The organism is Microbacterium sp. APC 3901, from assembly GCF_030407765.1.
In the GTDB taxonomy this organism is placed as follows: Bacteria; Actinomycetota; Actinomycetes; order Actinomycetales; family Microbacteriaceae; genus Microbacterium.
Genome location: NZ_JASDCU010000002.1, coordinates 89,775 through 103,047, shown reverse-complemented (window position 1 = coordinate 103,047; position 13,273 = coordinate 89,775). Strand labels below are relative to the sequence as shown.

Below are 13,273 nucleotides of genomic sequence, written 5' to 3'. Positions count from 1 at the left end.
GCCGTCCTCAGCGCCGAAGCGCCTCCAAGACCCCTCGCGCCGACGCCGGTGCGAGGGGTCTTGCGCTGTCTGCAGAGGCGGGATCTGGGCTCCACAGCGATGTCCGATTCCCGCCAGCCGGTGTCGGCGGTGCATGACAGAGTGGAGCCATGAGCTTCCCCGTGACTGACTTCGACGAGCGATATCGCGCGATCAGCGCGCGCGACACGCGCTTCGACGGTCAGTTCGTGACGGCCGTCCGCTCGACCGGGATCTACTGTCGACCGAGCTGCCCCGCTCGCACGCCCAAGCCCCGGAACGTCACCTTCTATCCGACCAGCGCCGCAGCCCACGAGGCGGGGTTCCGTGCCTGCAAGCGCTGCCTCCCCGAAGCAGCCCCCGGCTCACCCGCGTGGGATCTGCGCAGCGATGTCGCTGCTCGGGCGATGCGTCTCATCGCCTCGGGCGTGGTCGAGCGAGAGGGGGTGTCCGGCCTCGCGGTGCGCCTCGGCTATTCGACACGGCACCTCACTCGGCTGCTCTCTACCGAACTCGGTGCGGGTCCTCTCGCCCTCGCTCGGGCACATCGGGCTCACACGGCGCGGATGCTGCTCGTCGGCACGGACATGCCCATCTCCGATGTCGCGTTCTCTGCGGGTTTCGCGAGCATCCGACAGTGCAACGACACGATCCGCGAGGTGTTCAGCCTGACGCCCGGCGAGCTCAGAGCTCGCCGGAAGATGCCGGCATCGGCTGCTCCCGGCACGATCGACCTCGTCCTCCCGTATCGCGGACCCCTCGATGCGTCCGGCATCTTCCAGTGGATGGCGGCCCGTGCGGTGTCGGGGGTCGAAGAGGCCACGGCCGCGTCGTTCTCGCGTCATCTGCGCATGACGGGCGGACCCGCGTGGTTCGAGGTGAGGCAGGACGCGACGGAGCGACTGCGCCTGCGTGCCCGCGTCGCGCAGCTCGGCGACCTCGCCCCTCTCGTCTCGACTGTGCGACGGATCTTCGACCTCGATGCCGATCCTCTCGCCGTCGATCAGGCTCTGAGCGCGAACCCGGAGCTCGCTCCACTCGTCGAGCGCACTCCCGGCATCCGCGTGCCCGGTTCGGCGGATCCGCATGAGATGCTCATCCGGGCCATGGTCGGTCAGCAGATCACGGTCGTCGCCGCCCGCACCGCACTCACTGCTCTGACCGATGCGCTGGGGGAGCGCACGGAGCACGGTCTTCTGTTCCCGACGATGTCGGCGATCGCCGAGCGAGGGGCTGAGGTGCTGCGCGGACCGCGGGCTCGCATCAGAGCGATCGTCGGAGCTGCCGCAGCTCTCGCCGACGGCTCGCTCCCGCTCACGGTCGGAGACGACGGCGTCGAGCAGCGCGCGGCGCTGCTCGCGATGCCGGGCATCGGGCCTTGGACGGCCGACTACGTGCGGATGCGCGTTCTGGGTGACCCCGACGTGCTGCTCCCCGGTGACGTCGCACTGCGCGCAGGGGCTGCCGCGGCCGGGCTCCCGGGCGATCCGCTCCCGCTCGTCGCGTGGGCGGAGCGCGCCGCTCCGTGGCGCAGCTATCTCAGCGCTCACCTCTGGCGCGCGGCACCGGCGCGGCCCGTGCGGCGGACACGCGCTTCCCAGACCACCGCCCTCGTGAAGGAGACCACATGAACGCCATCATCCAGACCGTCGAGACCCCGGACGGACCGTTCACCATCCTCGCCGACGAGCAGCAGCGAGTCCTCTCGTCAGGATGGACGGCCGATCAGGCGACGATCGTCGCCCGTCTCTCGACCCGGAGTCGACCCACGGAGGTGCGCGAGAGCGACACCGATGCGGCGGCTGCGGCGCTCGCGTTCTATGCCGGAGACCTCTCGGCGATCGACGCGGTTGCGGTGAAGCAGACGGGCACGATGCTGCAGCTCGCCGGATGGTCGGCGCTGCGTGAGATCGCGCCGGGGGAGCCGTTGACCTACACCTCGTTCGCGGCGCGGCTGGGCAACCCCCGTGCGGTGCGGGCCGCCGCGTCGATCTGCGCCCGCAATGCTCCGGCCCTGTTCGTGCCGTGTCATCGGGTGCTGCGCTCCGACGGCACGCTCGGTGGATTCGCGTGGGGCCTCGACGTCAAGGCGAGCCTGTTGGAACGAGAAGCCGCGCGGGGGTGAGACGGGGCCGAGGCGTCGGTCGGTGCAGGAGCGCTCACGCCCGTCGCGCGGGCGGGCGCCCCGACTCGCGATGTCGCCAGAGGAAGACGACGTCGAGCAATCGGGAATCTCTCTTGCGCTCAGCTTGTTCACAGGAATAGGCTGGTGGGCTGTCGCACCGACCGGGACGACAAAGCCGAGCCCCTGAGGAGGACACCATGACATCGATCGCCGCTGTGCAGATCGCCGCTCTCGGCTCGACCCCGGTGCGCCCGCTCCGCTAGAGCCACTTTCCGATATACGCACGACCACACCGGATGCCGGACTCTGAGAGTCCGTTTCTGCGTCCGCCCCGTTCAGCAACCGCTTTCCATACGAAACTCGTCTGAGAGACATGTCTTCCTCGCCTTCATCGCAGAACGCCTCCCCTTCTTCCTCCCTCTCCACTCCGGCCGCGCTGTGGCGTCTGAAGCCCTTCGTGAGGCCCGTCATCTGGCGGCTCGCCGGAGGCGCCGCCAGCGCGCTCGTCGCGGCGATCATCGCCCTGATGATCCCCATCGTGCTCGAGCAGATCATCCGCGGACCGGTGCAGACCGGTGCGATCGACGCCATCGCCTGGGGTGCGCTCGCAGTGTTCGGTCTCGCGATCGGAGAAGCGTTGATGGTCTGGCTGCGCCGCCAGTTCGTGCTCTACCCTGCGACACAGGTCGAGTACACGATGCGAACCGAGCTCTACTCGCGCCTGCAGACGCTTCCGGTCTCGTTTCACGACCGCTGGCAGTCGGGGCAGCTGCTGAGCCGCATGATGCAGGACATCGGCCTGATCCGACGGTGGCTGGCCTTCGGGCTCGTCCTGCTGGTGGTCAACATCCTCACGATCGTGATCGGATCGGTGCTGCTGTTCCGCTGGCATTGGCTGCTGGGCGTCATCTTCATCGTCACCGCCATCCCCCTGTGGATCCGCGGCTACCTCTTCGAGAAGCGCTACGGCGCGCTCACACGCCGCAGCCAGGACCAGGCAGGTGACCTCGCGACGAGCGTCGAGGAGAGCGTGCACGGCATCCGCGTGCTCAAGGCCTTCGGTCGGGGCAAGCACGCCCTCGGCCGCTTCAGCCGTCAGGCCGAGACGCTGCGCGAGACCGAGATGAGCAAAGCCGGCGCGATCGCGTCGATCTGGTTCTGGCTCGACCTCATGCCGCAGATCGCCTTCGGCCTCAGCCTGATGTCGGGCATCTGGCTGATCTCACAGGGCGAGATCGACCAGGCGCAGCTGTTCGCGTTCTTCGCCATGGCCGTGGTGCTCCGCTGGCCCATCGAATCGATCGGTTTCCTGTTCTCGTTCATGCTCGACGCGCGCACCGCCACCGACCGCGTGTTCGACATCTACTCGGAGACGAACTCGATCACCGACCCCGAGAACCCCGTACACATCGCGGAGCCCCGAGGCGAGCTCGCGTTCGAGGGAGCGCACTTCCGATATCAGGATGCGGGTGCGCACGAGCGCGACCTGCTCGACGGCATCGACCTCGTGCTGCGACCGGGCGAGACCATGGCGCTCGTCGGACTGACCGGCAGTGGCAAGACCACGCTGACCACGTTGCCCACGCGCCTCTATGACGTCACCGGCGGGCGGGTCACGCTCGACGGCGTCGATGTGCGCGACCTGCCGCTCGCCGAGCTGCGCCAGCACATCGCTATGGCCTTCGAAGACGCCACGCTGTTCTCGGCGACCGTCCGCGAGAACGTGCTGCTGGGGCGCGCCGACCTCGACGTGCACAGCGAGGAGGCCGAGCGTGTGCTGCGCGAGGCGCTCGACGTCGCCCAGGCGGCCTTCGTGGACTCGCTGCCCGAGGGCGTCGAGACCGTCATCGGGGAGGAGGGGCTGAGCCTCTCCGGCGGGCAGCGTCAGCGTCTGGCGCTCGCCAGAGCCGTCGCCGCAGCCCCGAAGGTGCTCGTGCTCGACGACCCGCTGTCTGCGCTCGATGTCGACACCGAGGCGCTCGTCGAAGAGGCGTTGCGACACGTGCTGGCCGACACCACGGCCTTGATCGTGGCGCACCGGCCCTCGACGGTCGCTCTCGCCGACCGCGTGGCTCTGCTCGAAGCCGGCCGCGTCACCGCCGTCGGAACGCACAGCGAACTGCTGAAGACGAGCCGTCACTACCGCCACGTCATCTCGAGCCTCGAGGCCGAGGAAGCGGCACGGACGGGCGCGATCCCGATCATCCGCGATGAGCAGGCCGAGATCGAAGACACCGTCCGCGACGGGCTCCGCGAGGAAGCCGCCGACCAGGACATCATCACCGAGAAGGAGGTGCAGCGATGAGCTCCGCGATCACCGGAACCCAGGACGAAGACCGCTCCAGCTACACCAAGGAGGAGAGCCGGGCCATCCGCCGTCGGTCGCTCCGGCTGCTGGGCTCGCTCGTGCGTCCCCTCAAGGCGCAGATCGCGCTCGCGGCGATCGTGCTCGTGATCTCGACGGCGCTCCAGGTCGCCGGCCCGATCCTGATCAGCATCGGGCTCGACCGGGCTCTGCCCGCCGTGCTCGAGCGCGCGGACTGGATGCCGACCTTCATGATCGGCGGGATCTACCTGCTCGCCGGTGCCGTCGCGGCGGCGATGATCGCCTGGTACGTGATCATCGCGGCCAAGCTCACCCAGGCCGTGCTGCTGGACCTGCGCAAGCGGATCTTCCTGCACACTCAGCGCCTCAGCCTGGAGTTCCACGAGTCGTACACGTCAGGCCGCATCATCTCGCGTCAGACGAGCGATCTGGACTCGATCAAGGAGCTTCTCGACGGCGGGCTGAACGAGCTCGTATCCGGCGTGCTGTTCGGCCTGTTCACGTTCATCGCGCTGTGCGTATGGGACTGGCAGTCCGGGCTCATCCTCGCGATCGGCGGCGTGCCGCTGTTCTTCCTGATGCGCTGGTTCTACTCGCGCTCGCAGCTCGTCTACCGTGAGTCGCGCGTCATCAGCGCGAAGGTGATCGTGCAGTTCGTCGAGACCATGACGGGCATCCGAGCGGTCAAGGCGTTCCGCAAGGAGCCCCGCAACGATGTGACGTTCCAGAAGATCGCCGGCGACTACCGTGACGTCAACCGTCGCTCGATGCTGCTGTTCGGCACCTTCGAGCCCGGTCTGATGGGTGTCGCGGCGCTGGTGCTCGGAATCGTCGTGCTCTGGGGTGGCATCCGGGTGTCCGAGGGGGCACTCACCGTCGGCGTGCTGCTGTCGGCTGTGCTCTACGTGCGCAACTTCTTCGCTCCGATGCAGGAGATCGCGATGTTCCTCAACTCGTACCAGTCCGCGACGGCGGCGCTGGAGAAGGTGTCCGGCGTGCTCGAGGAGGTGCCGACGGTTCCGGATCCCGAGAAGCCGGTGGACCTGTGGGAGTCGCGAGGACATATCGAGTTCGACGAGGTGACGTTCGGCTACAACGGTGAGAAGACGATCCTGCCGAACTTCTCGCTCGACATCCCGGCGGGGCAGACCATCGCGCTGGTGGGCACCACCGGAGCCGGAAAGTCCACGCTCGCGAAGCTGATCTCCCGGTTCTACGACCCGTCGATCGGAACGGTGACGCTCGACGGAGTCGACCTCCGCAACCTGCACCCGAAGGACCTCCGTCGGGCCATCGTCATGGTGACGCAGGAGGCCTATCTCTTCAGCGGCACGGTCGCCGACAACATCGCTCTCGGGAAGCCCGACGCCTCGCTCGACGAGATCCGCGCGGCGGCCCGTGCGGTCGGGGCGGACGAGTTCATCTCGTCGCTGCCCGACGGGTACCGCACCGATGTCAACAAGCGCGGTGGGCGTGTGTCGGCGGGTCAGCGTCAGCTGATCTCGTTCGCCCGCGCGTTCCTCGCCGACCCTGCGGTGCTGATCCTCGACGAGGCCACCGCGTCGCTCGACATCCCCTCGGAGCGTCTGATTCAGGATGCGCTGCAGACGCTGCTGAAGGACCGCACGGCGATCATCATCGCACACCGTCTGTCGACGGTCGCGATCGCCGACCGGGTGCTGGTCATGGAGCACGGGAAGATCATCGAGGATGACACTCCCGACGCGCTCATCAGCGGCACGGGCAAGTTCGCGCAGCTGCATGCCGCCTGGCAGCAGACCCTGGTGTGAACGAGCGCGACTCCTGAACACCGAGGCCACGACCGATGATCGGTCGTGGCCTCGGTCGTGCGCCGAGGGGACGGCGGAGCGGTGAGGCGTCGGCCTGGGTAGCATCGAAGTATGGATCCGTTGCTTCTCGCCGTCGAGTTGTGGTGGATCGCGCCCGTCGCGGCCGGAGGGGTCGCCGCCGGGGCAGTCGGGCTACGCCGTCGCAGCACGAAGAGCGGCCGCCGGCTCGAGTACGACGCGGCGCGGCATGATCTCAAGGCTGCCCAGCAGACGGCGGTCGAACGGCGGATGGCGGTCAAGCTCGCCCGGGCCGACGTCGTGCGCATCTCTGCGGAACGCAGTGCTCGGCGCGCGACCCAGGAACAGGTCGCCGGCGCCAAGCGGATGCTGCGCGCCAAGGAGAACGACGCCAAGGCCGCCGCCGCAGACGTGCGCGCCAAGCAGGTGCGCCTCAGCGCCGCGCGCGCGGCCATCCCCGCGGCGTCAGCGCCCCGCCCCCTGGAGCGCCTCCAGGCGCAGCATGAAGCGATCGTGGTGCGCTGGATGAACTACGAGACCGATGCCGGCCTGCAGATCGCGTACCCGGCGATGACCGACGTCAGACAGCCCGCCACGGCGGCGTATCTGCGGGCCGCAGCGCACGCGGTCGAGATGCGTCGCGCGGCCACCGGCAGGGTCAGCGCCGAGGAGTTCGCCGCATACCGCGACTCCGTCGCCGACCTCGAGCGCGCCTTCGAGGCTGCCGAGCACGCCGCGAGAGTGCAGGCGGGCGAGACGCCGTCAGCCTCGTCGAACTGGCAGGACGCCGCGCACGACGTGTTCAGCCGCTCTGCGGAGGCCATCGATCGTGCGGCAGGTGCCGCCGCGTCGGCGATCGCAGCGTGGAACGAGCGCAAGCGGCCAGACAAGCAGTGACCGCCGCCTCCGATGAGGAAGCGGCGGTCGGTGCCCATCTGAAGGGTCAGGCCCCGATCGTGCGTGACGCGATGAGCTCGCGATACCAGTGCCCCGAGTCCTTGACGGTGCGTTCGAGCGAGTCGAAGTCCACTCGAACGATGCCGAACCTCTTGGCATAGCCGTAGCCCCACTCGAAGTTGTCGAGCAGCGACCACACGAAGTATCCGCGCAGGTCGACGCCCTGCTGGATCGCACGATGCGCGGCAGTGAAATGGCGTCGCAGATAGTCGGTGCGCTCGGGGTCCGGCACTGTGTCGTCGTCAGCGACCTCGTCATCGAACGCGGCGCCGTTCTCGGTGACCATCAGCGGCTGCTCGGGGAACTGCTCCGACAGCGACACGAGCAGCTCTTCGAGCCCTTCGGGCGCGATGTTCCATCCCATCGCCGTGTAGGGACCCGGCTGCTCGACGAACTCGACCAACTGATCGCTGCCCGGCCACGCGGTGCCCCCGGCGGTACCCTTGTGTCCGTCGTTCTGCTGCTTCTCCGAGACTCCGTCCCAGAGCCGCACCGTCGCGGTGGAGTAGTAGTTCACTCCGAGTACATCGATCGGCTGATGGACGGCGGCGAGATCGCCGTCGTGCACGAACGACCAGTCCGTGACCGAGGCCGTGTCCTCGAGGAGATCCGCCGGGTACTCGCCGCGCAGCATCGGATGCGTGAAGGCGCGATTCGCCAGAGCGTCGATTCGGCGCATGGCCTCGCCAGCTCCATCGCCGACCCCGCGCAGCACGTGGAAGTTCAGCGTCACCGAGTAGTCGGGGTCGCCGGTCGAGGTGGCGCGGAGCGCCTGAACAGCGCGCCCGTGCGCGAGGTTCAAGTGGTGCACGGCGGCCAGAGCAGATGCCGGCTCGTGGCGGCCCGGCGCGTGCCCGCCCTGCCCGTATCCCAGATAGGCAGAGCACCAGGGCTCGTTGAGCGTCGTCCAGGTGTGCACCCGGTCGCCGAGCGCCGCGCCCATGATCGACGCGTATCGCTCGAAGGCATCGGTCGTCGACCGGGAGGTCCACCCGCCCGCGTCTTCGAGGTACTGGGGGAGGTCCCAGTGATAGAGGGTCGCCACCGGCTTGATGCCGCGCTCGAGCAGTCCGTCGACGAGACGAGAGTAGAAATCGATGCCCGTCTGGTTGATGCGGCCGTCTGCCGCGGGCACGATCCGCGGCCAGGCGATCGAGAAGCGGTACGCCTGAAGCCCGAGGTCCGACATCAGATCGAGGTCCTCGTCGACGCGGTGGTAGTGGTCGCAGGCCACATCGCCGCTGTCACCGTTCCAGACTTTACCCGGCGTCTTGCTGAACGTGTCCCAGATCGACGGCGTCCGACCGTCTTCGTCGGCCGCGCCCTCGATCTGGTACGAGGCGGTCGCCGATCCGAATGTGAAGCCCTCGGGAAGGACGAGTCCGGATCCGCGGTAGTCGTCAGTGGGGGAGAGAGTCATCGTGTGATGCGGGCCTTTCCGTGGGAGGCCGCTGTCGCGGGCCCTGTTGCGATGGCGATGCTGAACGCATCGCTCGACTGTGTGGATGCCGAGTAGCCGGTTTCGTCCTTCACGACCGAGTATTCCGCACTGTCGCCCGCCGGGTTGTCGACCACGATCGTCGCGTCGTCCGGATCCCCGAAGATCCTCAGTTCGAGACCTTTCAGCCAATCGGCGTCGGGGCGGTCCGCGTGCGCAGACAACGGCAGCACGGCACCGTCTCGAACGTAGAGGGGGAGACTGGTGAATCCATGCCGCTCGCGTCGCCATCCGCCCCCTGTCACTCGTTCCCCGGTGAGCAGGTGCGTCCAGCCTCCCGCGGGGAGGTAGAACTCGACGTCCCCGTCGGCGGTGAACACCGGGGCGACCAGCAGATCCGCGCCGAGCATGTACTGCCTATCGAGATAGGCCGCAGCCGGGTCGTCGGGGAATGCCAGTGGCATCGGCCGCATCACCGGTACACCGGAACGTGCCGACTCCTTGCCTGCTGCATAGAGATAGGGCATCAATCGCATCTTCAGCTGGGAGAAGACCCGTGTGACCTCGACCGCTTCGTCGTCGAAGGCCCACGGCACACGGTACGAACGCGACCCATGGAACCTGCTGTGGCTGGACAGGAATCCGAAGGCAGTCCATCGTTTGAAGACGGCGGGGTCGGGCGTGCCCTCGAACCCTCCGATATCGTGACTCCAGAATCCGAAGGCGCCGAAGGCCAGAGAAAGACCTCCGCGCAGGGTCTCTGCCATCGACACGAAGGTCGAGGCGCTGTCCCCGCCCCAGTGGACGGGAAACCGGTGCCCGCCCACGGTCGCAGAACGTGCGAAGACGACGGCATCGCCCTCCCCGCGCTCCTGGAGCACCTCGAACACCGCCTCGTTGTAAAGCTGCGCGAAGCGGTTGTGCATGCCCTCAGGAGCACTGCCGTCATGCCACACGACGTCGAGCGGAACGCGCTCGCCGAAGTCGGTCTTGAAGGTGTCGACGCCTTGGGCCGTCAGTCGCCGCAGCTTCTCCTGGTACCACCGGCGCGCGTCGGGGTTGGTGAAATCGACGATCGCCATGCCCGCCTGCCACATGTCCCATTGCCACACCGTGCCGTCGCGCCGACGAAGAAGGTGGCCGGCGCTCCGGGCCTCCTCGAACAGCGGCGAGCGTTGACCGATGTACGGGTTGACCCACACCGAGACCTTCAGCCCTCGTGAGTGAAGTCGGTGAAGCATCCCTTCGGGGTCGGGGAAGACTCGCGGATCCCACTCGAAGTCGCACCAGTTGAACTCGCGCATCCAGAAGCAGTCGAAATGGAAGACGGACAACGGCAGGTCTCTTTCGGCGAAACCATCGATGAAGCCGGTGACGGTCTTCTCGTCGTAGTCGGTCGTGAAGCTGGTGGACAGCCAGGTGCCGAACGACCATGCGGGCGGAAGCGCCGGGCGACCGGTCAGCGCCGTGTAGCGCTCCAACACCTCTCGCTGGCCGGTTCCGGCGATGACGTAGTACTGCAGCCGCTCACCGGCGACCGCGAACTGCACGCGCTCCACGTTCTCCGAGCCGACTTCGAAGGAGACATGGCCGGGGTGATCGACGAGGACACCGTATCCGCGGTTCGTGACGTAGAACGGGACGTTCTTGTAGGCCTGTTCGCTCGACGTTCCGCCGTCGGCGTTCCAGGTCTCGATGGACTGGCCGTTCTTGACCAGCGGGCCGAAGCGCTCGCCGAGGCCGTAGACGAGTTCACCCACCCCGAGCGAGAGCTGCTGGTGCATATAGCGCTGTGCACCGCCGCCGCGGTGTCGCCGCAGCTGATCTTCGAGCTGCCCGTCGAGTGCGACCGAGGGGTCGACGTCGATCATCGCGATGGAGCTCTCGTCTGAGCTGGCCAGCACATGCCCACCACTCTCGAACGAGAGCGACCAACCAGCGCCATGCCGCACCCTGGCAGTGAGGTCTCCACTGGTGATCGCGCCTCCGGTGGCGTCGATGACGATCGTGGGGGAGGCCGAGTCGTCTCCGATGCCGGGGAGATCGAAGCCTTCATGAGGCAGGCCCCCGATGTGGTGTTCGATCAGAACGCCGATGATGCCCGCGAGCGGTGCGGTCAGCGTGACCGTCAGAACGGGTCGGTTGAGGGTGTCGCCCCGAGTCTCGATGACCTTCGTCGGCGCGGAGACGACGAGTGCGTCGTCGCGCACGTCGATGTCGTGCGCTTCGCGCGCGTACAGGGCGGACACGCCTTCACGCAGTTGCCAGAACCCGTCGGTGAATCTCACGGGCTTACCTCCTCGGTGGGGAAAGAGAGAGCATCGAGCACAGTGTCATGCGTCGTGTCGATGCGGACGGTGAGGCGGCGATCGCCCCAGTGCACGGTGTGCGACCCGGCGGCACGCTCATGGCGTGCACGCAGCCGCGCGTTGACGAGCCGGCCGTTCAGCCACTCGATGTCGACGACGATGCCGGGACGGGCGATGAGGCCCGTCACGCTCCCGTCGGCGAGCTCTTCGGGAAGGGCGGGCAATAGCCGGATCCCGTCGTGGGACTGCAGGAGCGCCTCGCTGACAGCGCCGACGAAGCCGAGATTGGCGTCGATCTGGAAAGGCGGATGCGCCGCGAAGAGGTTCGGGTAGAGACCGCCGGCCCACGGGCCGGTGACCTCTTCAGCATCACGCAGAGCCAGCTCCATCAGCGCGCCGACACGTTCCGGGCGACCCAGGCGCGTCCACAGTGCGAGCTTCCACACGAGCGACCAGCCGCTGGAGTCGTCCCCGCGACGTTCGAGGGTCGCCGCAGCTGCGGCCCGGCGTCGCGCATCCCATCGCTCCTCGCCGGGGAACAGTCCGAACAGCGCGCTGACGTGACGGTGGTGCGGGTCCTCTTCAGGGCGAGCTGCATCCCATTCGACGATGGTGCCGTCTTCCGTGACGGACGGCTGATCGGGCAGGTCGACCAGACGTGCGGCGGAGGCACGCGCGATGTCGTCGTCCTGTCGTCCGAGCACGTGGGCGGCACGGACCGTGCGCGTCAGGACGGATCGAACGAGCGCCAGATCCATCGTCGATGTCCTCGCGAGCGACGCGGAGCGACCGTCGTCCGTCAGGAACGCATTCTCAGGTGAGGTCGCCGGTGACGTGCCGTCGTCGTGATGCCAGGCGAGAGCGAACTCCGCGGCTCCGCGAAGTGTGGGCCACACGCGGTCGAGGTCGTCGACGGAGGCAGCGCCGAAGTCCCATGACTCGGTGAGCAGCGTCGCGAGCCATGCGCCGCCGAGCGGCCAGAAGGACCACCGCGGATCCCCCGCGCCCCGTCCTGGCGTCGTGGAGTAGAGCCAGAGATCGGTGTTGTGGTGAACGGTCCAGCCCGGTGCGTCGTACAGTCGCCGAGTATGGGGAGCTGCTGCCTCCGCGAGGTCGATGGTGAGATCCGTGAGCGGCGTCATGCGTGACGACAGATCGGTGACCTGCGCGCCCCAGTAGTTCATCTGGGTGTTGATGTTGAGGGTGTAGGCGCTGCCCCAGGGGGGTCGCATCTCTGCATTCCACAGGCCCTGCAGGGTCGAGGGCAGTCCGCCTGGCCGCGAGGAGCAGACGAGCAGGTATCGCCCGTAGTCGAAGAGCAGTGACACGAGGCCGGGGTCGCTGGCGAGGACGCCGCGATCATCTGCGCGTGCCCGAGCGAGACGGGCTGATGTGTCGACCGTCGCCTCATCGACGGGATCGGGCGCCCCGAGGCGCAGCGCCACCGACGACAGCAGCTCCTGCATCCTCGTCGACGCCGCCCGGCGCACGGCGTCGACGTCGTGCGCGGCGACGGCGTCGAGTCGCCGGGTGGCGTCGGTCAGCGCATCAGCCGCGGTGCCGACGATGGTCGCGTGCCCGCCGAACGTGGTGGCGGTCGCGACGAGCACCACCGTGCGTTCTGCGCCGCGCAGCACCCGCGCCACGAGCGCCGCCTCGAGCGCGCGGCCGTTCCACTGTGCGGCAGGGAGATCGGGCTCGTGCCCCGGTGCGACGTCGCTCGGCAGGCGCAGGAGCAGGACATCGTCGCCGCCTCTTCGTTCCGTTCTGGCCGGCGCGCCGTCGAGACCACGCAGAGGGGAGGTGAGTGTCGTGTGAACCGGCCGTGCGGAGGAGATCACGTGCACGACGACACTGTTCTCGGAGTCCACGAACGTCGTCGTCTCGACTTCTTCGTCGCGAGAGCGATGGATGCCGGATCGAAGGTCGAGAGACCTCCGAACCGATTCCGGGCAGTCGGCCGCGCCCTCGACGGTGATGAGCACGTCGCCCAGTGGCAGATAAGACTGCGCGTAGGAGGTCTGCATCGCTCGCAACGGACCCTCGGCGGCGACGGGGTCGCCGGCCTCGATCGACGCTCTCGCCTGCGCGAGCAGTCGTGAGCATTCGTCGGCCCGGAGCAGCCCCGAGACGGCCTCGCTCTCCGGCGAACCGGACCAGGCGGCGTGATCGTTCACGTGCATCAGGGTCTGCGCCGCGCCGCCGTTCGTCATGACCCCGATGCGCCCGTCCCCGAGCGGAAGGCATTCCAGCCACCGGTCGGCCGTTCCCGAGAGGATGATGCTGCTCATG

Annotated in this window: 8 protein-coding genes; 5 read left to right on the top strand and 3 right to left on the bottom strand. The window is 68.0% G+C overall.

What is annotated here, in order from left to right; translation table 11 throughout:
• Nucleotides 1–149 precede the first annotated feature (149 nt).
• From QMA07_RS02045 to QMA07_RS02025, 5 genes are all read left to right on the top strand, one after another.
• The gene (locus QMA07_RS02045) at nucleotides 150–1,649 is read left to right on the top strand and encodes an AlkA N-terminal domain-containing protein (RefSeq protein WP_290159618.1); all 1,500 of its coding nucleotides are present in this window, start codon (nucleotides 150–152) and stop codon (nucleotides 1,647–1,649) included.
• Nucleotides 1,646–2,143 carry a methylated-DNA--[protein]-cysteine S-methyltransferase gene (locus tag QMA07_RS02040; RefSeq protein WP_290159617.1) on the top strand — a complete coding sequence of 166 codons (498 nt, stop codon included), beginning with the start codon at nucleotides 1,646–1,648 and terminating at the stop codon, nucleotides 2,141–2,143. The genes QMA07_RS02045 and QMA07_RS02040 overlap by 4 nt, the downstream gene beginning before the upstream one ends.
• 373 nt (nucleotides 2,144–2,516) lie before the next feature.
• The gene (locus tag QMA07_RS02035) at nucleotides 2,517–4,448 is read left to right on the top strand and encodes an ABC transporter ATP-binding protein (RefSeq protein ID WP_290159616.1); all 1,932 of its coding nucleotides are present in this window, start codon (nucleotides 2,517–2,519) and stop codon (nucleotides 4,446–4,448) included.
• A complete protein-coding gene (locus tag QMA07_RS02030; RefSeq protein ID WP_290159614.1) occupies nucleotides 4,445–6,259 on the top strand; it encodes an ABC transporter ATP-binding protein in 1,815 nt (604 codons plus the stop codon). Before QMA07_RS02035 ends, QMA07_RS02030 begins: the two co-directional genes overlap by 4 nt.
• Nucleotides 6,260–6,370: 111 nt before the next feature.
• Nucleotides 6,371–7,174 (top strand): hypothetical protein, encoded by an 804-nt coding sequence (locus tag QMA07_RS02025; protein WP_290159613.1) that lies wholly within the window; start codon nucleotides 6,371–6,373, stop codon nucleotides 7,172–7,174.
• Between the two features lie 46 nt (nucleotides 7,175–7,220).
• Here QMA07_RS02025 and QMA07_RS02020 read toward each other — a convergent pair whose 3' ends face one another.
• From QMA07_RS02020 to QMA07_RS02010, 3 genes are read right to left on the bottom strand one after another with little or no spacing between them, the layout of a single operon-like run.
• On the bottom strand, nucleotides 7,221–8,654 hold the full coding sequence (locus QMA07_RS02020) for a GH1 family beta-glucosidase (RefSeq protein WP_290159612.1): 1,434 nt from the start codon (nucleotides 8,652–8,654) through the stop codon (nucleotides 7,221–7,223).
• Nucleotides 8,651–10,960 carry an alpha-xylosidase gene (gene yicI / locus QMA07_RS02015; protein ID WP_290159610.1) on the bottom strand — a complete coding sequence of 770 codons (2,310 nt, stop codon included), beginning with the start codon at nucleotides 10,958–10,960 and terminating at the stop codon, nucleotides 8,651–8,653. The genes QMA07_RS02020 and yicI overlap by 4 nt, the downstream gene beginning before the upstream one ends.
• Nucleotides 10,957–13,272: a glycoside hydrolase N-terminal domain-containing protein gene (locus QMA07_RS02010; protein WP_290159609.1), complete on the bottom strand. Its 2,316-nt coding sequence runs from the start codon at nucleotides 13,270–13,272 to the stop codon at nucleotides 10,957–10,959. The genes yicI and QMA07_RS02010 overlap by 4 nt, the downstream gene beginning before the upstream one ends.
• Nucleotide 13,273 lies beyond the last annotated feature (1 nt).

What these genes read in the sequence shown, in the direction of transcription:
- QMA07_RS02025 (WP_290159613.1), top strand. Translation starts at nt 6,371, where the DNA reads ATGGATCCGTTGCTTCTCGCCGTCGAGTTGTGGTGGATCGCGCCCGTC.
- QMA07_RS02045 (WP_290159618.1), top strand. Translation starts at nt 150, where the DNA reads ATGAGCTTCCCCGTGACTGACTTCGACGAGCGATATCGCGCGATCAGC.
- QMA07_RS02020 (WP_290159612.1), bottom strand. Translation starts at nt 8,654, where the DNA reads ATGACTCTCTCCCCCACTGACGACTACCGCGGATCCGGACTCGTCCTT.
- QMA07_RS02010 (WP_290159609.1), bottom strand. Translation starts at nt 13,272, where the DNA reads ATGAGCAGCATCATCCTCTCGGGAACGGCCGACCGGTGGCTGGAATGC.
- QMA07_RS02035 (WP_290159616.1), top strand. Translation starts at nt 2,517, where the DNA reads ATGTCTTCCTCGCCTTCATCGCAGAACGCCTCCCCTTCTTCCTCCCTC.
- QMA07_RS02040 (WP_290159617.1), top strand. Translation starts at nt 1,646, where the DNA reads ATGAACGCCATCATCCAGACCGTCGAGACCCCGGACGGACCGTTCACC.
- QMA07_RS02030 (WP_290159614.1), top strand. Translation starts at nt 4,445, where the DNA reads ATGAGCTCCGCGATCACCGGAACCCAGGACGAAGACCGCTCCAGCTAC.